Annotated in this window: 21 protein-coding genes; 16 read left to right on the top strand and 5 right to left on the bottom strand. The window is 68.0% G+C overall.

The features are described from left to right. Position 1 precedes the first annotated feature (1 nt). From ctaD to ACW173_RS05400, 11 genes are all read left to right on the top strand, one after another. Positions 2-1,666 carry a cytochrome c oxidase subunit I gene (gene ctaD / locus ACW173_RS05450; RefSeq protein ID WP_492083858.1) on the top strand — a complete coding sequence of 555 codons (1,665 nt, stop codon included), beginning with the start codon at positions 2-4 and terminating at the stop codon, positions 1,664-1,666. 103 nt (positions 1,667-1,769) lie between these two features. Continuing rightward, a complete protein-coding gene (gene cyoE / locus ACW173_RS05445) occupies positions 1,770-2,792 on the top strand; it encodes a heme o synthase (RefSeq protein WP_492083857.1) in 1,023 nt (340 codons plus the stop codon). 50 nt (positions 2,793-2,842) lie between these two features. Then, positions 2,843-2,980, top strand: a complete 138-nt coding sequence (locus tag ACW173_RS05440) for a cytochrome c oxidase system small membrane protein (RefSeq protein WP_492085916.1) — start codon at positions 2,843-2,845, stop codon at positions 2,978-2,980. Then, positions 2,961-3,617, top strand: a complete 657-nt coding sequence (locus tag ACW173_RS05435) for a cytochrome c oxidase assembly protein (protein ID WP_492083856.1) — start codon at positions 2,961-2,963, stop codon at positions 3,615-3,617. The genes ACW173_RS05440 and ACW173_RS05435 overlap by 20 nt, the downstream gene beginning before the upstream one ends. A gap of 70 nt (positions 3,618-3,687) precedes the next feature. Beyond that, positions 3,688-4,560, top strand: a complete 873-nt coding sequence (locus ACW173_RS05430) for a cytochrome c oxidase subunit 3 (RefSeq protein ID WP_492083855.1) — start codon at positions 3,688-3,690, stop codon at positions 4,558-4,560. A 127-nt stretch (positions 4,561-4,687) separates the two neighbouring features. Then, complete coding sequence (locus ACW173_RS05425) at positions 4,688-5,050, top strand: DUF983 domain-containing protein (RefSeq protein WP_492083854.1); 363 nt, start codon at positions 4,688-4,690, stop codon at positions 5,048-5,050. Continuing rightward, entirely contained in the window at positions 5,043-5,729 is a 687-nt protein-coding gene (locus ACW173_RS05420; RefSeq protein ID WP_492083853.1) for an SURF1 family protein, read from the top strand. Before ACW173_RS05425 ends, ACW173_RS05420 begins: the two co-directional genes overlap by 8 nt. After that, complete coding sequence (gene thrC / locus ACW173_RS05415; RefSeq protein ID WP_492083852.1) at positions 5,729-7,126, top strand: threonine synthase; 1,398 nt, start codon at positions 5,729-5,731, stop codon at positions 7,124-7,126. Before ACW173_RS05420 ends, thrC begins: the two co-directional genes overlap by 1 nt. A gap of 46 nt (positions 7,127-7,172) precedes the next feature. After that, positions 7,173-8,441, top strand: coding sequence for a M16 family metallopeptidase (locus ACW173_RS05410; RefSeq protein WP_492083851.1), 1,269 nt, complete (start codon positions 7,173-7,175; stop codon positions 8,439-8,441). A gap of 40 nt (positions 8,442-8,481) precedes the next feature. Continuing rightward, positions 8,482-9,060, top strand: coding sequence for a GNAT family N-acetyltransferase (locus tag ACW173_RS05405; protein ID WP_492083850.1), 579 nt, complete (start codon positions 8,482-8,484; stop codon positions 9,058-9,060). Between the two features lie 26 nt (positions 9,061-9,086). Continuing rightward, positions 9,087-10,754 (top strand): putative bifunctional diguanylate cyclase/phosphodiesterase, encoded by a 1,668-nt coding sequence (locus ACW173_RS05400; protein WP_492083849.1) that lies wholly within the window; start codon positions 9,087-9,089, stop codon positions 10,752-10,754. Here the strand turns inward: ACW173_RS05400 and ACW173_RS05395 are convergent. After that, a complete protein-coding gene (locus ACW173_RS05395; protein ID WP_492083848.1) occupies positions 10,751-11,344 on the bottom strand; it encodes a YqgE/AlgH family protein in 594 nt (197 codons plus the stop codon). The genes ACW173_RS05400 and ACW173_RS05395 overlap by 4 nt on opposite strands. A 129-nt stretch (positions 11,345-11,473) precedes the next feature. Between ACW173_RS05395 and ACW173_RS05390 the strand changes: the two genes are divergently transcribed. Then, positions 11,474-11,956, top strand: coding sequence for a peroxiredoxin (locus ACW173_RS05390; protein WP_492083847.1), 483 nt, complete (start codon positions 11,474-11,476; stop codon positions 11,954-11,956). Between the two features lie 36 nt (positions 11,957-11,992). On the opposite strand, the gene ACW173_RS05385 is transcribed toward ACW173_RS05390, so the two are convergent. Next, complete coding sequence (locus tag ACW173_RS05385; RefSeq protein ID WP_492083846.1) at positions 11,993-12,436, bottom strand: MarR family winged helix-turn-helix transcriptional regulator; 444 nt, start codon at positions 12,434-12,436, stop codon at positions 11,993-11,995. A 127-nt stretch (positions 12,437-12,563) separates the two neighbouring features. Between ACW173_RS05385 and ACW173_RS05380 the strand changes: the two genes are divergently transcribed. Continuing rightward, a complete protein-coding gene (locus tag ACW173_RS05380) occupies positions 12,564-13,574 on the top strand; it encodes an alpha/beta fold hydrolase (protein ID WP_492083845.1) in 1,011 nt (336 codons plus the stop codon). Between the two features lie 157 nt (positions 13,575-13,731). On the opposite strand, the gene ACW173_RS05375 is transcribed toward ACW173_RS05380, so the two are convergent. Then, complete coding sequence (locus ACW173_RS05375; protein WP_492083844.1) at positions 13,732-15,489, bottom strand: acyl-CoA dehydrogenase family protein; 1,758 nt, start codon at positions 15,487-15,489, stop codon at positions 13,732-13,734. Between the two features lie 185 nt (positions 15,490-15,674). On the opposite strand from ACW173_RS05375, the gene ACW173_RS05370 reads away from it, so the two are divergent. From ACW173_RS05370 to ACW173_RS05360, 3 genes are read left to right on the top strand one after another with little or no spacing between them, the layout of a single operon-like run. Next, complete coding sequence (locus ACW173_RS05370; protein WP_492083843.1) at positions 15,675-16,322, top strand: YceI family protein; 648 nt, start codon at positions 15,675-15,677, stop codon at positions 16,320-16,322. A gap of 33 nt (positions 16,323-16,355) precedes the next feature. Next, the gene (locus ACW173_RS05365; RefSeq protein ID WP_492083842.1) at positions 16,356-17,627 is read left to right on the top strand and encodes a YceI family protein; all 1,272 of its coding nucleotides are present in this window, start codon (positions 16,356-16,358) and stop codon (positions 17,625-17,627) included. Beyond that, positions 17,558-18,550 (top strand): L-threonylcarbamoyladenylate synthase, encoded by a 993-nt coding sequence (locus ACW173_RS05360; RefSeq protein ID WP_492083841.1) that lies wholly within the window; start codon positions 17,558-17,560, stop codon positions 18,548-18,550. Before ACW173_RS05365 ends, ACW173_RS05360 begins: the two co-directional genes overlap by 70 nt. Here the strand turns inward: ACW173_RS05360 and ACW173_RS05355 are convergent. Next, positions 18,547-18,942 carry a type II toxin-antitoxin system VapC family toxin gene (locus tag ACW173_RS05355; RefSeq protein WP_492083840.1) on the bottom strand — a complete coding sequence of 132 codons (396 nt, stop codon included), beginning with the start codon at positions 18,940-18,942 and terminating at the stop codon, positions 18,547-18,549. The two genes, ACW173_RS05360 and ACW173_RS05355, sit on opposite strands and share 4 nt — an antisense overlap. Further along, positions 18,939-19,223, bottom strand: a complete 285-nt coding sequence (locus ACW173_RS05350; protein WP_492083839.1) for a type II toxin-antitoxin system VapB family antitoxin — start codon at positions 19,221-19,223, stop codon at positions 18,939-18,941. The genes ACW173_RS05355 and ACW173_RS05350 overlap by 4 nt, the downstream gene beginning before the upstream one ends. Between the last annotated feature and the right edge of the window lie 34 nt (positions 19,224-19,257).

Here is a 19,257-nt window from a genome sequence, read left to right as displayed (position 1 = left end):
GATGGCTCACGCCGCAGACACTCACGGCCACGGCGGTCACGACGACGCCGACCACAAGCCGCCCTTCATCGCCCGTTGGTTCTTCTCGACGAACCACAAGGACATCGGCACGCTGTACATCCTGTTCGCCATCATGGCGGGCATCGTCGGCGGCGCCCTGTCGGGCCTGATCCGCTGGGAGCTGATGCACCCGGGCATCCAGGTGTTCACCGACAACGGCCTGCTGGCCCAGCTCGGCATCTTCAAGGGTAAGCACGGCTTCAACGCCGTCGTCACCGCCCACGCCCTGATCATGATCTTCTTCATGGTCATGCCCGCCATGATCGGCGGCTTCGGCAACTGGTTCGTCCCGATCATGATCGGCGCGCCGGACATGGCCTTCCCGCGGATGAACAACGTCTCGTTCTGGCTGCTGGTCGCCGCCTGGATCCTGCTGGTCACCTCGATGTTCGTCGACGGCGGCCCGGGCCACGGCTTCGGCGGCGGCTGGACGATCTATCCGCCCCTGTCGACCATCGGTCACAAGGGCCCGGCCATGGACCTGGCGATCCTGTCGCTCCACCTGGCCGGCGCTTCGTCGATCCTGGGCGCGATCAACTTCATCACCACGATCTTCAACATGCGCGCGCCGGGCATGACCCTGCATCGCATGCCGCTGTTCGCCTGGTCGGTGTTGATCACCGCCTTCCTGCTGCTGCTGTCGCTGCCCGTCCTGGCCGGCGCCATCACCATGCTGCTGACCGACCGCAACTTCGGCACCCACTTCTTCGACCCGGCCGCCGGCGGCGACCCCGTCATGTTCCAGCACCTGTTCTGGTTCTTCGGTCACCCGGAAGTGTACATCCTGATCCTGCCCGGGTTCGGCATCGTCAGCCACATCGTCTCGACCTTCTCCAAGAAGCCGGTCTTCGGCTACCTGGCGATGGCCTACGCCATGGTCGCCATCGGCTTCGTCGGCTTCGTCGTGTGGGCGCACCACATGTACACCGTCGGCATGAGCATCAACCTGCGCGCCTACTTCGTGGCCGCCACGATGATCATCGCCGTCCCGACGGGCGTGAAGATCTTCAGCTGGATCGCCACGATGTGGGGCGGTTCGCTGGACTTCAAGACGCCGATGCTGTGGGCGATCGGCTTCATCTTCCTGTTCACCGTCGGTGGCGTGACGGGCGTCGTCCTGTCGAACGCCGGCATCGACTACAGCCTGCACGACACCTATTACGTGGTGGCCCACTTCCACTACGTGCTGTCGCTGGGCGCCGTCTTCGCGATCTTCGCCGGCTTCTACTACTGGTTCGAGAAGATGTGGGGCGTGAAGTACAATGAGTTCCTCGGCTGCGCCCACTTCTGGGTGATGTTCGTCGGCGTGAACCTGGTGTTCTTCCCGCAGCACTTCCTGGGCCTGCAAGGCATGCCGCGTCGCTATGTCGACTATCCGGAAGCCTTCGCGAAGTGGAACTACGTCTCGTCGGTGGGCTACATGATCACCGTCGCCGGCGTGGGCATCTTCCTGCTGGTGCTGCTGGAAGCCGCGATCCGTCGCCGTCCGGCCGAGGCCAACCCGTGGGGCGAAGGCGCCACCACGCTGGAATGGACCCTGTCGTCGCCGCCGCCGTTCCACCAGTTCAGCGAACCGCCGGTGATCAAGGAAGACAGCCACCACTAAGGCTGATCCTCCGACACTGGACCAAAAAGAGGGGCGTGGCCGGGATCCTTAAGGGTCTGGGCCGCGCCCTTCGCCCTTTGAAGACCGATATATACCAACCACCATGTCGAAGATCGCCGCCATGACTCCGGACAGCGTTCAGCCGGACACGCCAAAGTCTGATCTGACTCAGACCGCTCGCTGGCAGGATTACTTCCAGCTGATGAAGCCGCGCGTCATGTCGCTGGTGGTGTTCACGGGCCTGACGGGCCTGCTGGCCGCCCGCGCGCCGATCCATCCGGTGCTGGGCGCGATCGCGGTGCTGTGCATCGCCGTCGGGGCCGGCGCCTCGGGCGCGCTGAACATGTGGTACGACGCCGACATCGACCAGCGGATGCGCCGCACGCGCGGCCGCCCGGTGCCCGCCGGCAAGGTCAAGGCCGAGGAGGCCGCCTCGCTGGGCGTCGTCCTCAGCCTGCTGTCGGTGATGTTCCTGGGCTTCGCGATCAACTGGTTCGCGGCCGGCCTGCTGGCCTTCACCATCGTCTTCTACGCCGTCGTCTACACGATGTGGCTCAAGCGCTGGACGGCGCAGAACATCGTCATCGGCGGCCTGGCCGGCGCCTTGCCGCCCGCCATCGGCTGGGCCGCGGCCACGGGCTCGGCGCCGCTGAACGCCTGGCTGATGGTGGCGATCATCTTCTTCTGGACCCCGCCGCACTTCTGGGCGCTGTCGCTGTATGTCACCACCGACTACGCCAAGGCCGGCGTGCCGATGCTGCCGGTGGTCAAGGGCGCCAAGGAAACCCGCAAGCAGATCCTGCTCTACAGCCTGCTGCTAATCCCGATCTGCCTGACGCCGGTCCTGACCGGCCTGGGCGGCCCGATCTACCTGGCCGTGGCGGCCCTGGGCGGGGCGGTGTTCCTGGTCCTGGCCTGGCGGGTGTTCGCCAGCAAGGCCGGCGACGCGGCCGATCCACGCGTGGCCGACCGCGCCCTCTACGAAGTCACCGAGGACGATAAGGCCGCCGGCTCGAAGGCCGCGCGCAACCTGTTCGCCTTCTCGATCCTGTATCTCTTCGCCCTGTTCGCCGCCCTGCTGGGCGAGGCGGTGGCGAACGTGCACGCCCTGGAGCTGCTCAAGTGAATCAACCGGTCGACGACAAGACGGCCCTGGATCCGAAGGCCGCCGCCCAAATGGCCGCCCAAATGGCCGCCAAGAAGGCGCGCGACGGGCGCAACATCGCGCTCGCCCTGGGCCTGGTGGGCTTCGTGCTCCTGGTGTTCGTGGTCACCCTCGTGAGGCTCGGCGGCAATGTCGCGCACCCGCACTAAGAAGCCCGATAGCGAATTGACGCCGGGGGAGCTGACCGCCCGCCGCAACGGCAAGGTGGCCCTGATCTGCGCGGCGGCCTTCTTCGGCATGATCGGCGCGGCCTATGCCGCCGTGCCGCTGTACAAGCTGTTCTGCCAGGCCACCGGGTTCGACGGCACGGTGCGCAAGGCCGAGGCCAAACCGACCCGGATCCTGGACCGCAAGGTCACCATCCGCTTCGACGCCAACATCCGCGAGCTGCCGTGGCGGTTCCAGACCCTGCAGGCCAGCCAGGACATCCGCATCGGCGACACGGGCCTGGCCTTCTTCAAGGTCACCAACCCCACCGACAAGCCGCAGACGGGCCGGGCGCTGTACAATGTGGTGCCGGAATCGGCGGGTCCGTACTTCCAGAAGCTGGAGTGCTTCTGCTTCACCAGCCAGACGATCCAGCCCCACCAGACGGTCGAGTTCCCGGTCGTCTACTTCGTGGATCCCCAGTTCGCGGACGATCCAGAAACCAAGGGCAAGAACGAGATCACGCTCAGCTACACGTTCTTCCCGGCCGTCGAGGGCGGAAAGAACGAAAAAGTCGCCGCCGAGGCGACGCCTCGTATCGTGGAACCCCTTGGCGGCGCACCGTCGAGAGGGCTATAGCGTTCACAACGACCATGTCGCGGGGGGAACCGGCGATGTGATCAAGAGGGATATAAGGGTTAGCAGCAACATGGCCGGCGCCGTCAAACACGACTACCACATCCTTCCGCCCAGCCCGTGGCCGTTCGTCGGCTCGATGGCCGCGACCGTCATGGCGATCGGCCTGATCGGCTGGATCAAGGGCGGCGTCTTCGGCATCGACAAAGGCAATTGGGCCATCTTCGCCGCCGGCTTCGCGGGCGTGCTCTACACCTTCTTCGGCTGGTGGTCGGACGTGGTGAAGGAAGCCAACGCCGGCGACCACACCCCGGTCGTCTCGATCGGCCTGCGCTACGGCATGATCCTGTTCATCGCTTCGGAAGTGATGTTCTTCGTGGCGTGGTTCTGGATGTTCTTCGAGATGGCGCTGTTCCATCACCACCGCACGCTGTCGGCGATCGAGGAAGTCCGCACCGCCTGGGCCACCTGGCCGCCCGCCGGCGTCGAGACCGTCTCGCCGTGGCACCTGCCGCTGGTCAACACCCTGACCCTGCTGCTCTCGGGCACGACCGTCACCTGGGCGCACCACGCGCTGCAAGTCGGCGACCGCAAGGGCGCCAAGTGGGGTCTGATCCTGACCGTCCTGCTGGGCGCGCTGTTCACCGCGATCCAGTTCTACGAATACGCCCACATCAACCACGAGCAGCTGTTCTACTCGGAAGCCGCGGTGAACTCGGGCCTCTATGGTTCGACCTTCTTCCTGGCCACCGGCTTCCACGGCTTCCACGTGTTCGTCGGCACCCTGTTCCTGATCGTCTGCCTGATCCGCCTGATGAACGGAGCCTTCACGCCCAAGCAGCACTTCGGCTTCGAAGCGGCCGCCTGGTACTGGCACTTCGTGGACGTGGTCTGGCTGTTCCTGTTCGCGTTCATCTACGTGATCTTCGGGGCCTCGGCCCACTAGAGCCTTCACTAGAGGGCTCTAGCTCACAAAGGATGAGCGCGGCCTCGCGCTCGGATCCAGAGGATCCAAGGGGCCCGGAACGCAGACCAGCGTTCCGGGCCTTTTTCGTTTTTAGGTCCCGCTTCGAATGACCAAGACCAATCCCTACGCCGCCGGCGCGCGCGGCCTGTGCCCCCACTGCGGCGAGGGCTACCTGTTCGAGGGCTTCCTGAAGGTGGCCCCGAGGTGCGAGGCGTGCGGCTTCGAGCTGGGCAAGTTCGAGACCGGCGACGGGGCCGCGACCTTCGTCATTCTGATCGCCGGGACGGTCTGCGCGTTCGGGGCGCTGTTCTCGATGTTCGCCTGGAACTGGCCGGTGTGGCTGCTGCTGCTGATCTGGCTGCCGGCGGTGCTGGTCATCACCCTGGGACTGATGCGCCCGGCCAAGGGCCTGATGGTCGCCGCCCAGATCGCCCAGAAGGCCTCGGAAGCGGGACGTGGCGATGTCTGAGCCTCAAGTAAAGAAACCCGGCTTCCCGATCGGCCTGACGATCGCGACGGGCATCGCGTTCGCCATTCTGTGCGGCCTGGGCGGCTGGCAGATGCAGCGCCTGCGCTGGAAGGAAGACCTGCTGGCCAGGGTCGAGAAGCTGAAGACCGCGCCGGCCGTGCCGTTGGCCAGCGTGCTGACCGCCAGCGCCAAGCCCGAGGCCCTGGCCTGGGAGCGAGTCAGCGTCGACTGCGCCGACGTCCCTGGCGGGCCCCTGCCGCTGGCCTATGGCGTGCGCGACGGCGACATGGTCTGGCGGGCCCAGGCGGCCTGCGGGATCCAGGCGGGCGGCTACGACCTGATCCTGGTCGATCGCGGCGTCGTGCCCGGCCTGACCGGCCAGGTCAGCGCCCCGGCCAAGGCCTTCGCCGCCCCGCGCCGAGTGGTCGGCGTGCTGACCCCGATCAAGCAGCTGGGCGGCGACCGCGCCCAGGTCTTCGCTCGTTACCCCGGCCGCGAGCCCGCGCCGCTGGTGCTGATGGCCGAGCGCGAGGCCCCGGCGCCGACCGAAATCACGCCCGCGCCGCTGCCGGCAGAAATTTCCAATCGACACCTGGAATACGCCCTGACGTGGTTCGGTCTTGCCGTAACCCTGCTGTTTATCTATGCCGCCATGCTCTGGCGGAGAGTGAGACCCTGATGCGCTACGTGTCGACCCGCGGCGAGTCCGCCCCTATCGGCTTCCTGGATGCGGTGCTGGCCGGCCTGGCCCCCGACGGCGGCCTGTACGTGCCGAACGAGTGGCCCAGCTTCAAGCCGGCGGAAATCGCGGCGTTCGCGGGCAAGCCCTATGCGGAAGTCGCCGCCGCCGTGGTCGGCAAGTTCGTCGGCGACGACATCCCGGCCGAGGATCTGCGGCACATGTGCGAGGAGGCCTATGCCAGCTTCGCCCACACGGCCGTCGTCCCGATCAAGCAGCTGGCTCCGAACCGCTATCTGCTGGAGCTGTTCCACGGTCCGACCCTGGCGTTCAAAGATGTCGCGATGCAGCTCTTGGGTCGCCTGTACGACTACGTGCTGGAGCGCCAGTCGCGGAAGATGACCATCATCTGCGCCACCTCGGGCGACACCGGCGGCGCGGCCGTCGAGGCCTTCCGGGGCCGGAAGAACGCTCGCATCGTCGCCCTCTTCCCGGAAGGCCGCATCAGCGAGGTGCAGCGCCGGTTCATGACCACGGCCGTCGACGGCAACGTGGCCTGCATCTCGGTGCTGGGTTCGTTCGACGACTGCCAGGCCATCGTCAAGCAGGCCTTCCAGGACGACCAGTTCCGCCACGCCGTCGATCTCTCGGGCGTCAACTCGATCAACTGGGCCCGGATCGCGGCCCAGAGCGTCTACTACTTCACTGCGGCCGTCGCGCTGGGCGCGCCCGAGCGGGAAGTGGCCTTCGTGGTCCCCACCGGCAATTTCGGTGACGCCTACGCCGCCTTCGTGGCCAAGAAGCTGGGCCTGCCGATCCATTCGGTGACCGCCGCCACCAACTCCAACGACATCCTGGCCCGCGCCATCGAGACCGGCCGCTACGCGCGCGGCGCGGTGGCCGCGACCCAGAGCCCGGCCATGGACATCCAGGTCGCGAGCAATTTCGAGCGCCTGTACTTCGAGGCCGTCCGCCGCGACGGCGCCGAGACCGGCCGCGCCTTCCGCGCCTTCGCCGCCACGGGCCTGCTGGACATCCCGCCGGGCGCTCATGGCTGGATGCGCGAGCTGTTCCGCGGCGCCTCGGTCAGCGAGGCCGACACCGCCAAGACCATGCTGGCGACGCTGAACGAGACCGGCGAGGTCGTCGACCCGCATACCGCCGTCGGCCTCGCCGCCGCCGCGGGCGTTCGTGTCGATCCGTCGATCCCGGTCGTGGTGCTGTCGACCGCCCACCCGGCCAAGTTCCCGGAAGCCGTCCTGGCCGCCACGGGCCTGGCGCCCACCACCCCGCGCGCCACGCCCGACCTTTCCAAGAAGCCGGAGAAGTTCGAGCGCCTGCCGGCCGACGGCTCGTCGATCAAGGCCTTCGTGCGGACCTTCGCGGCCAATACTTGAGGCGAGACTGGTATTTAGAGGCGCGGCGTCCTAGATACCGCCCCTTATGACGACCACTCTCCGCACCCTCCCCAACGGCGTCCGCGTCGTCTGTGACCCGATGCCGGGCCTTGAAACCCTGGCCCTGACGGTCGTGGCGGGACGCGGAGCGGCCTACGAGGATCCGGCGCGGTCGGGCTGGTCGCACCTGCTCGAGCACATGGTGTTCAAGGGCGCGGGGTCCCGCTCGGCCCGCGACATCGTCGAGGTCATCGAGAACCAGGGCGGCTCGATCAACGCCGCCACCGGCTATGAGCGCACCAGCTTCCAGGTCCGCGCCCTGAAGGGCGGGCTGGACTTGGGCATGGACGTCATCGCCGACCTGGTCCGCCGTCCCACGCTGGATCCCGCCGACCTGACCCGCGAGAAACAGGTCGTCGCCCAGGAGATCGCCGAGGCCGCCGACGCGCCCGACGACTACGTCTTCGACCTGATCCAGCGCGCCAGCTGGGGCGACCACCCGGTGGGCCGGCCGATTCTGGGCGGCGACGATACGGTCAACGCCGCCACGGTCGACGCCCTCTCGGACTGGCGCGCTCAGCTCTACGCCGCCGACCACCTGGTGGTCAGCGCCACCGGCGCGGTGAACGAGGCCGAGCTGATGGCCGCCGCCGAGCGCGCCTTCGGCGACCTGCCGGCCACGCCGGGCGCGACCGTGCCCGAGCCGGCGACCTTCATCGGCGGCTCGCGAGCCGAGGCCCGCAAGCTGGAACAGGCGCACCTGGTGTTCATGCTGCCGGCCTGCGGCTCGCGTCACACCGACTATTTCGCCTTGCGCATCTTCGCCGAGACCTTGGGCGGGGGGATGTCCTCGCGCCTCTTCCAGGAAGCCCGCGAGAAGCGCGGCCTCGCCTACAATATCGACGCCTATGCCGACACCTACGCTGATCATGGAGCGCTTGGCATCTATGCCGGCTGCGCGGCCGGCGACGCGGTCGAGACCGCCAAGGTCTGCGCCGAGGAGCTGGTCAAGCTGATCGGTGCGATCGACCACGCCGAACTGGCCCGCGCCAAGGCCCAGTTGAAGGCCCACATGTTCATGGCCCGCGAACAACCCCTCTCTCGCGCCGAGCAGGGAGCGGGGCAGGTGCTGCTGTTCGACCGACTGTATCCGCCGTCGGAACTGGCCGCCGAGGTCGATGCGGTCACCCACGCCGACGTCGCCCGCCTGGGCGCTCGCCTGCTGAGCGGTCCGCCCGCCACCGCCGTCCTGGGCGCCAAGTCGGCTCTGAAGGCCGGTGAGGCGTTCTCCAAAGCGTTGTCCTCCAAGGCCTGACATCGGAAGGTGCGGCCGTGATCGAGTCAGAGCGTCGCCCTTGTCCGCCTTGCTGCCGTTCCTGAAGACCCGGCCCCGTCTGCGCCTGGAGGGCCGCGCCGTCTATCTGCGGCCGCCGCGTCCCGGCGACCATCGCGCCTGGGCCGCCCTGCGCGCCAAGTCCCGGCCCTTCCTGGAGCCGTGGGAGCCCAGCTGGCCCGAGCACGACCTGACCCGTCCCGCCTTCCGCGCGCGGCTGTCGGCCTATGCCCGCGAACTGGAGCTGGGCGAGGCCTATCCGTTCTTCATTTTCCGTCGGGAGGACGACGCACTGGTCGGCGCGGTGCGTCTGTTCCATGTGCGGCGTGGTGTCGCCCAGACCGGATCGGTCGGTTACTGGATCGGTGAGCCCTTTACTCGCCAAGGACACATGCGCGACGCGGTGGAGACCGTGATCCGCTTTGCTTTCAAGGGCCTTGGCCTCCATAGACTTGAAGCCGCCTGCATGCCGGAAAACCACGCTTCGGCCGCGCTTCTGCTGAAATGCGGCTTTTCCGAGGAAGGATATGCGCCCGCTTATTTGAAAATTAACGGCGGTTGGAGAGATCATCGTCTGTTCGGCATGGTCGCGCCCGAGTAAGCGCACGCCGGCAAGTCGGGATGGGCATGTCTTTTCGTACCGGTGAGCGACGGATCTGGGACACCACCGCCACGCTTGAAGCGTTGGGCGGGGCCGATGTCGCGCTGTGGATCTGGGAACCCGAAGCCGACCGGCTGCGCCTGAACGGCGCGGCGCGGGCTCTGGGCCTGGGTCCGCTGGCCCCGGAATGCTCGTCGGCCGCCTTCCGCGCGCTGGCCCTGCCGCAAGACCGCGCCCAGGCCGAGGAAGTTCTCAAGGTTCGCGAACCCGGCTGCGAAGTCGTCGCCCGCTTCCGCGTGCGCGGCGGCGATACCTGCCTCTGGCGGGGCGTCTGGCTGGAAGAGGGCGTCCGCGCCGCCGGCGTCGTCGCCCCCGAAACGAAATTCACCGCCTCCGAGCGTTGCGAGCTCACCGGCCTGCTGGACCGCCGCAGCTTCATCGCCCGCGCCCGCGAGCGTCTGGGCCAGGATGGCGTGCACGAGCTGGTCGTGGCCGACCTGGACCGCCTGCGCCGCCTGAACGAGGCCCTGGGCCACGAGCGCGCCGACCTGGTGCTGGCCGCCCTGGGCTCGCGCTTGGCCGCCGCCTTCCCGTCCGACGCCCTGCTGGGCCGGATCGGCGAGGACGAGTTCGCCGTGCTGTGCGAGCCGCGGGGCTACGAGCCGGCCGAGATGCTGCGCCAGGCCCTGGAGCAGCCGCTACGCGTGGCTGGCTTCGATATCCACCCCACCTTGTCGATCGGCGCCGTCAACGCCGAGGGCGGCCTTGACGCGCCGGACGCCGCCGAGCTGCTGCGCCGCGCCGAACTGGCGGTCGAGGTCGCTTCGTCCGCCGGTCGTGGCGGCGCGGCCGCCTATGGCCGCTCGATGGAGACCGACGGCCTCTCGCGCCTGGCCCTGGAGGCCGACCTGCGCGGCGCCATCGGCCGTGGCGAGATCACGCCCTACTTCCAGCCCGTCGTGCGCCTGTCCACCGGCGCGCTGTCGGGCTTCGAGGCCCTGGCCCGCTGGATCCACCCGCGCCGGGGCATGCTGCCGCCGGACGAATTCCTGCCGCTGATCGAAGAGATGGGCCTGATGAGCGAGCTGGGGGCGCACATGATGCACACCTCGGCCAAGCAACTGGCGACCTGGCGCGACGCCCACCCGGCGATGGGCGCCCTGACCGTCAGCGTCAACCTGTCGACGGGCGAGATCGATCGTCCGGGTCTGGTGGCGGACGTCGCCGAGACCCTGCGCGTCAATCGCCTGCCACGCGGCGCCCTGAAGCTGGAAGTCACCGAAAGCGACATCATGCGCGACCCCGAACGGGCCGCCGTGATCCTGAAGACCCTGCGCGAGGCGGGCGCCGGTCTGGCGCTGGACGACTTCGGCACCGGCTTCTCGTCGCTGTCGTACCTGACGCGCCTGCCCTTCGACACGCTGAAGATCGACCGCTACTTCGTCCGCACCATGGGCGGCAACGCCGGCTCGGCCAAGATCGTCCGCTCGGTCGTCAAGCTGGGCCAGGACCTGGACCTGGAAGTCGTCGCCGAGGGCGTCGAGAACGCCGAGATGGCTCGCGCCCTGCAATCGCTGGGCTGCGACTACGGCCAGGGCTTCGGCTACGCGCCGGCCCTGTCGCCGCAGGAGGCCGAGGTTTATCTGAACGAGGCCTATGTCGACGGCGCGGCCCCGGTGAAGGCGCGCGGTTAGGCCCGACCCGCCGTCGCCGAAAGGTGGTCGGCGGTGATCCCCAGCTTGGCGAGAGCCCGGGTCCATTTGTGCTCGTGGTCCTCGTCGAACAGGATGCCCTCGTCGGCGTCGCAGATCAGCCAGATGTTGTCGCGCAACTCCTGTTCCAACTGTCCCGGACCCCAGCCGGCATAGCCTAGCGCCAGGATCGCCTTACGCGGCCGGCGCATGCGGCTGGCCATGGCGTCAAGCACGTCGCGGGTGGCGGTCAGGCCCAGGCCGTCGGCCACCGGCAGGGTCGAGTCCGGCGAGTTGAAGTCGTCGGTGTGCAAAACGAAGCCCCGCTCACGTTCGATCGGTCCGCCCAGCAGCACCAGATCGCTGGGCGTCTGGGTTTCGGACTTCACGCCCAGGCGCTCCAGCAGTTCATAGACCGAGAGGCCGTCGACCGGGCGATTGACCGCCAGCCCCATGGCCTGCTCCTCGTCGTGGGCGCACAGGTACAGGACCGTGCGCTCGAAACGCGGGTCCTCGATTCCCGGCATGGCGACCAGCAGTCGCCCCGTGAGAAAGTCCGCGTCGTCATCTTCGTCGTCGATGAAGCTGGCCATGATCAGAGCATTGGCTTTCGGTGTGACGGTTTCAAGTCGATCAATGCATCAAAGCGTGCTTGGCGACCGCCTCGGCGAGGGATATGCGATCAGACGCAATTCAATCGCACACACGAGGAAACACGGCCCATGGCGATCAAGGTTGGCGACACGCTCCCGGCGGCGACTTTCATGACCAGCACGGCCGAAGGGCCGGCGCCGATCACCAGCGACGACATCTTCAAGGGCAAGACCGTCGCCCTGTTCGCGGTGCCGGGCGCGTTCACCCCGACCTGCTCGGCCAAGCACCTGCCGGGCTTCAAGGAGAAGGCCGACGAGCTGAAGGCCAAGGGCGTCGACACGATCGCCTGCGTCTCGGTCAACGACGTCTTCGTGATGAAGGCCTGGGGCAAGGACCAGGGCATCGACGGCGAAGTCCTGCTGCTCGCCGACGGCAACGGCGACTTCACCCGCTCGATCGGCCTGGACTTCGACGGTTCGAAGTTCGGCATGGGCGGCCGCTCGCAGCGCTATTCGCTGATCGCCAAGGACGGCGTCGTCACCCAGCTGAACATCGAGGAAGCCGGCCAGTTCAAGGTCTCGTCGGCCGAGTACCTACTGGAACAGCTGTAAGTTCAAGGGACGCGGCGGCCTGGCCGCCGCGTCCATCTACGCTTTCACGATCTCGGCCTTCAGCGCCTGGATCCGCTGGTTCAGCGCGCCCAGCGCTTCGCCGTCCATGCCCGACCGTTCCAGCATCAGGTCGCCCAGGCATCCCGAGCGCTCCAGCAGGGCGCGTCCCGCGTCCGTCATCGTCACCTCGACCTTGCGCTCGTCCTCGAGCCCACGGCGGCGTTCCACCACGCCGGCGGCTTCCAGGCGCTTGACCAGCGGCGTCACCGTGCTGGACTCCAGGTCCAGCCGCGCCGCGATCCCGCCGATCGTCAGGCCGTCGTTTTCCCCCAGCACGCTCAGCACCAGATACTGCGGATAGGTCAGGCCCAGGGCGTCGAGCAGGGGCTTGTAGGCCCGCGTGATCGCCATGCTGGTGGCGTACAGGGTGAAGCAGATCTGCTGATCCAGCGGGCGGGGAGAAGGGCTCTTCGTTGTCATGGATCCTTCTTATCACGAAAAAGGATATCGCGATAAAGAAAATGGTGGACAGCGTCGCGGCGACGGTCTAGGTCATGTCTCGTTATCGCGATAACGATTATCGCGGCCAAGAAATGAAGGTTGATCCATGAGCCAGTCGAACCAAGCTTCCCGCCGCGGCGTCATGACCGCCGGCCTCGGTCTCGCCGCCGTGGCGGCCGCCTCGCTGGGCCAAGCCGCCCAGGCCGCGACTTCCAAGCCCGCGACTTCCAAGCCCGCGACTTCCAAGCCCGCGACTCCTAAGGCCTCGGGCAAGGCCCGCGCCGAGAGCGGTTTCGTCACCACCCAGGACGGCGTCCAGATCTTCTACAAGGATTGGGGTCCCAAGGACGCTCAGCCGGTCGTCTTCCACCATGGCTGGCCGCTCAGCGCCGACGACTGGGACGCCCAGATGATGTTCTTCCGCCTGCAAGGCTACCGCGTCATCGCCCACGATCGTCGCGGCCACGGCCGCTCGACCCAGACCGACACCGGCAACGAGATGGACACCTACGCCGCCGACGTCATCGCCCTGGCCGAAGTCCTCGATCTGAAGAACGCCATCCACGTCGGCCACTCGACCGGCGGCGGCGAGGTCGCCCATTATGTCGCCCGCGCCAGGCCGGGCCGCGTGGCCAAGGCCGTGCTGATCGGCGCGGTGCCGCCGACCATGCTGAAGACCGCCGCCAATCCGGGCGGCCTGCCGATCGAGGTGTTCGACAGCTTCCGCGCCGCGCTCGTGGCCAACCGCGCCCAGTTCTATCGCGACGTCGCCGCCGGTCCGTTCTACGGCTTCAACCGTCCCGGCGCGAAGGTCAGCCAAGGCCTGGTCGACAACTGGTGGCGCCAGGGCATGGAAGGCGGCGCCAAGGCCCACTACGACTGCATCAAGGCCTTCTCGGAAACCGACTTCACCGATGACCTGAAGAAGATCGACGTGCCGGTGCTGATCCTGCACGGCGAGGACGACCAGATCGTGCCGATCGCCGACAGCGCCCACCTGGCCATCAAGCTGCTGAAGAAGGGGACGCTGAAGACCTATCCGGGCCTGCCGCACGGCATGGCGTCGACCCATCCGGAGGTGATCAACGCGGACCTGCTGGCGTTCTTCAAGGCGTAGGTTTCAACCTAACCCCAACCCGTCATCCCGCGCCTTGTGCGCGGGACCCATGGTTCAGCTTTCACGTGAGAGCTCGATCCGGCTCCGCACCCGCGGCGGACAAATGGGTCCCGCGCATGAAGCGCGGGATGACGGCTGTTTGGATTGGTGAGGAGGTTTAAGCCCCCAGCACCTCCGGCGTCATCGCCTCCAGATCCGCCGCCCCCAGCATAACCCCAGCCGCCGCGCCCGGAACCAGGGCCAGCACCGACTCGGCGAACACGCGCGCCAAGGCCCGTTTGCTCTCCGCCCAAGCCGCATCCGCCTCGCCAGCCGCCGCGAGCGCCCCCTTGGCCAGCATCCAGCCACCCACGACGTCACCCAGCAGCTTCTGATAGGCCGTGGCCCCCGACAGGGCGTCCGGCATCGACTTGGTCCGGCGCTCGATCAGCCAGGCGGTGGCCGAGGCGGCCGCGTCCAGGGCCGCTTCGAGGCGCAGCCCGACGGCCTTGAGGTCGCTGCCGACCAGCAATTCGATCGTATCGCGGATGTCGTCCATCAGGTCGCCGACCGCCTGGCCCTCGCCCAGCATCAGCTTGCGGCCCACCAGATCGATGGCCTGGATGCCGTTCGTGCCTTCGTAGATCGGGGCGATGCGGGCGTCGCGATAGTGCTGGGCCGCGCCGGTCTCCTCGATGAAGCCCATGCCGCCATGGATCTGCAGTCCTTGCGAGGCGACCCAGACGCCCACGTCGGTCGACCAGGATTTGGCGATCGGGGTCAGCAGCTCTTCACGCAGCTTGGCGGCGGTGCGGGTCGTCTCGTCGGTCGCGGCGCGCGACAGGTCGGCGGCGACGGCGGTCGACAGACAGATGCCCCGCGCGGCCTCGATATGGGCCTTCATCAAAACGAGCGCGCGGCGCACGTCCGGATGATCGAAGAGGCGCGACGGATAGGCGCCGGTCCAGGCCGAGCGGCCCTGGGCGCGTTCCTGGCTGAAGGCGAGGGCTTGCTGGTAAGCCCGCTCGGCGATGGCGGTCCCTTGCGTCCCGACCTGCAGGCGCGCGGCGTTCATCATCGTGAACATGTTGGGCAGGCCTTGGCCCAAGCCCCCGACCAGCTCGGCCTTGGCGCCCTCGAACAGCATCACGCAGGTGGGCGAGCCGTGGATGCCCAGCTTGTGTTCCAGTCCGCCGACCCGCACGCCATTGGCCTCGCCCAGCGAGCCGTCCTCATGGACCAGCACCTTGGGGGCCAGGAACAGCGAGACGCCCTTCACGCCGGGAGGCGCGTCGGGGGTGCGGGCCAGGACCAGGTGGACGATGTTGTCGGCGGCGTCGTGGTCACCCCAGGTGATGAAGATCTTCTGGCCGGTGATCTTCCAGCCGCCGTCGCCATCCGGCGTGGCCACCGTGGTCAAGGCGGCCAGGTCCGAGCCGGCCTGGGGCTCGGTCAGGTTCATGGTACCGGTCCACTCGCCCGAGACCAGGCGCGGCAGGTAGAGGCGCTTTTGGCCGTCCGTGCCGTGATGCTCCAGCGCCTCGATCGCGCCGAGGCTCAGCATCGGGCACAGGCCGAAGGCCATGTTGGCGGCCTGGACCATCTCCAGCACCGCCACTTCCAGCGTCTTGGGCAGGCCCTGGCCGCCGTGTTCTGGCGGGGCCGCGAGGCTGGCCCAGCCGCCTTCGGCGAACTGCTTGTAGGCGTCGGCGAAGCCAGGGGCGCAACGGACCACGCCATTCTCGAGCTTGGCGCCGACCAGGTCGCCCTGGCGGTTCAGCGGGGCCAGCACATCGGCCGCGAAGGCGCCGGCCGCCTCCAGCACCGCCGCCACGGTGTCGGCGTCGGCCTCGGGGAAGGCGTCGGCCAGCCGCCCGAAATCCGCCGCATGGCGCAGTGAGAAGGCGAGGTCGCGAACGGGGGCGCGATAGGTCATGCCGAGAACTCCAGACTGTCGGCGACCTGTTTAGGCGGGGTGACGTTACGTCGCCAAGCCGACCGCGGCTTTCCGCGCATGATCACGACCTCGTGATCGCGAGCCCCTTCAATCGCAAGGTGGAGTTCTTAAGTCGGGAAAACCGTAACCGGTGCTGTTTTAGTTTCTCTGGAGCAACCTCCCCGATGTCCCGTCCGTTCGCCGTTTCCAAGCTCGCTTATGGCGCGCTCGCCGTCGCCCTCCTGACGGCCCCCGCCGCGCTGGCCGCGCCGGGCGTCTCCTCCACCAAGCCGGCCGATCTGCCCGCCGGTCACTACGTGCTCGACAAGACCCACGCCGTGCTGACCGCCAAGCTCAAGCACATGGGCTTCTCGAACTACACCCTGCGCTTCACCAAGCTGGACGCGGATTTCCACTATGATCCCAAGGCCCCCGAGGCCTCGAAGATCAATGTCACGATCGACCCGGCCTCGCTGGACACCGCCACGGGCGCCGACGCCTTCGGCCTGAAGTTCAACAAGGAGCTGACCGGCGACGGCTGGCTGGAAGCGGCCAAGTATCCGACCATCACTTTCGTCTCGACCGGCGTCAATGTGGGCGACGGCCAGCACGGCTCGGTGACCGGCGACCTGACCTTCCACGGCGTGACCAAGCCCGTCGTCCTGGACGTCACCTTCAACGGCGTCGGCTCCGGCATGAACCCGCTGCAGACGCGGACGGGCTTCTCGGCCATGACAACGATCAAACGCTCGGACTTCGGCGTCGGTAAGTATGTCCCGCTGATCGGCGACGACGTGACCTTGAACATCGAGGTCGAGTTCGAGAAGAAGTAGACGGTACCTGGTTCAGGAATCTGGGAGATGTCCATGGCCGAGAGCCGTACGCGCTACACGACGGTGGCGATCATCATTCACTGGCTGATCGCCGCGGCCATCATCTTCCAGATCATCCTGGGCTGGCGGATGGGGGATGGTCCGAAGGGGCCGACCACCTACGCCCTGTTCCAGCTGCACAAGTCGATCGGCATCGCCATCCTGCTGCTCAGCCTGGCGAGGCTGGCCTGGCGGCTGTTCAACAAGCCGCCCGCGCCGCCGGTCGGCCAGCCCAAGTGGGAGCGGATCGCCTCGCACGTCGTGCACTGGGGCTTCTACGTCATCATGATCGGCCTGCCGTTGACCGGCTGGATCATCGTCTCGACCAGCCGCGTGCCGATCCCGACCCTGTTGTTCGGGGCCGTGCCGTGGCCGCACGTCCCGGGCCTGCCCGAGCTGGCGGCCGGGGCCAAGCACGCCTGGCACGAGGCCGGTGAGCTGGGTCACGGCGTGCTGGTCAAGACCACCTACCTGCTGCTGCTCCTGCACCTGGGCGCGGTGGCCAAGCACCAGATCCTGGATCGCGACGCGGTGTTCAGCCACATGGCCGCCGGCGCCAAGCCGGGGATCAAGGAGCCGCGCCTGTGGCTGGCCGCCGCGGGCCTCGTCGCCGTCATCGCCGCCGGCTACCTCTACATGCCCGCCGTGAAGGCTCCGGCCCCGGCGCCCGCGCCCGTCGAGGAGCCCGCTCCGGTCGCCGCGCCGGCCGAGACCACGCCGGCCCCCGCCGCTGAAACCGCTGCGCCGCCGGCCGAATCCGTCCTGAAGGACCCGGTCGCCTGGGCCGTCCAGAAGAGCTCGACCCTGACCTTCACCGCCACGTGGTCGGGCAGCGGCATCGACGGCCGGTTCAAGACCTGGAGCGCCGACATCCTGTTCTCGCCCGAGGCCCTGGACCGCTCGAAGGTCAGCGTCAGCATCGACATGGCCTCGGCCGCCACCGGCGACGACCAGCGCGACCAGAGCCTGCCCAGCGGCGACTTCTTCGACACCGCCGAGCACCCGAAGGCGACCTTCACCGCCACCAGGTTCCGCAAGACCGGCGAGGGCAAGTTCGTCGCCGATGGGACCCTGGACCTTCGTGGCGTGAAAAAGCCGCTCAGCCTGCCGTTCACCCTGAAGATCGACGGCGACACGGCGACCGCGCGCGGTGTAACCACCCTCGACCGGACGACGTTCGGAGTTGGACAGGGCGAATGGGCGTCGACGGACGAAATCGCGGCGAAGGTGAAGGTCAGCTTCGCGATCACCGCCAAGAAGAAATAGCGGCGGCCGCTGACGCGCTGCGCGCCGGCGGGCTGGTTCTGCTGCCGACCGAGACGGTCTACGGGCTCGGGGCCGACGCCGCGAACCCGACGGCCGTGGCGACGATCTTCGAGGCCAAGGGTCGCCCGCGCTTCAACCCGCTGATCGCCCATGTCGCCGACCTCGCGACCGCCGCGCGGATCGCCGACCTGGACGACCGCGCCTACGCCCTGGCCCGTGAGTTCTGGCCGGGGCCTCTGACCATCGTGGCCCCGATCAAGGACACGGCCGCGGTCTGCGACCTGGCCCGCGCCGGCCTCGACACCGTGGCCATCCGCGTGCCCGGTCATCCGATTTCGCACGCGGTGCTGGAGGCGTTCGGCGGCGCGGTCGTGGCCCCGTCGGCCAATCGCTCGGGCCGGCCCAGCCCGACCACCTTCGCCGACGCCATGGCCGAGACCGGCGACAAGGCCGCCGCCGCCCTGGACGGCGGACCGTGCGCCGTGGGCCTGGAGAGCACCGTCGTCTCGGTGCTGGACGGCTATCCGCGCCTGCTGCGGCCCGGCGCGGTCACTCGCGTCCAGCTGCAGCAGATCGTGGGCCCGCTGGCGGAAGCCGACGACGACGCCAGGCGCTCGCCGGGCCGCCTGGCCCTGCACTACGCGCCCGACGCGCCGGTGCGGATCAACGCCAAGGCGCCGGAGGCTGGCGAAGCCTATCTGGCGTTCGGCCCCCTCCCACAGGAAATGGGGCCGGAAAGTCCGCGCGTCTTCAACCTCAGTCCGGCCGGCGATCTCGCCGAGGCCGCCGCCAACCTTTTCGCTTACCTGCGCGCCGCCGACCGTCTCCGCCCCTCGGCCATCGCCGTGGCGCGGATCCCCGAGGACGGCCTGGGCGAGGCGATCAACGACCGCCTGCGTCGCGCCGCGGGTTTCGTCGGCTAGAGCGCCGAGCGGATGTCGGTCTGGCTGAAGTCATTGCCCTTGTAGAGCAGGGGCGCGTCCAGCGCCTTGGCCAAGGCGTATGAGAAGCAGTCGCCCAGGTTCAGTCGCGCGGGATGCCAGCCTTTGCCATAGATCAGGTAGGCGTCCAGCGCCGCCGCGTCGATGACCGGCTCCCGAGCGACCTCTATCCGATAGATGGCCAACCACTCGTCCACAACATGGCGATTAGGGAAATGATCGCGTCCTATGAGCACCGTGCCCAGTTCGACGTAGCTCATCGGCGAGATGAGCGGGTCAGTCGCGGTTTCAAGAACGCCGATGAACGCGTCGCATCCCGGCTCCTCGAAGGCGATGGCGACCAGGGCGGAGGTGTCGATGACGACCCTGCTCACGAATCGACGTCAGTAACGCCCGGGATTTCCCAGAGCTCGTCAAAGTCCGCCTTGGTCGGCGGCGAGGTCAGTCCGGCCAGCGCCTTGGGCGTCAGGAACTTCCGCGTAAGCGCCTTCATCTCTTCGGGACTGCGCGGCGCATGCTTCGGCTTCTCGCCCCGCTTGGCCGCCAGTCGTTCCTTGACCGCGACCTCGACCGCCGTGGTCAGGCTCTCGCCCGTCAGTTCCGCCAGCTCGCGCACCGCGCGTTCGGCCTCGGGGTTCTTGATCAGGATGCCCATCGCGGTTCCTTGGCGGCGCCTCCGTATAGCCTTC

This window comes from Caulobacter sp. ALps2, assembly GCF_058681635.1.
This window is presented reverse-complemented; position numbering and strand designations above follow the sequence as displayed.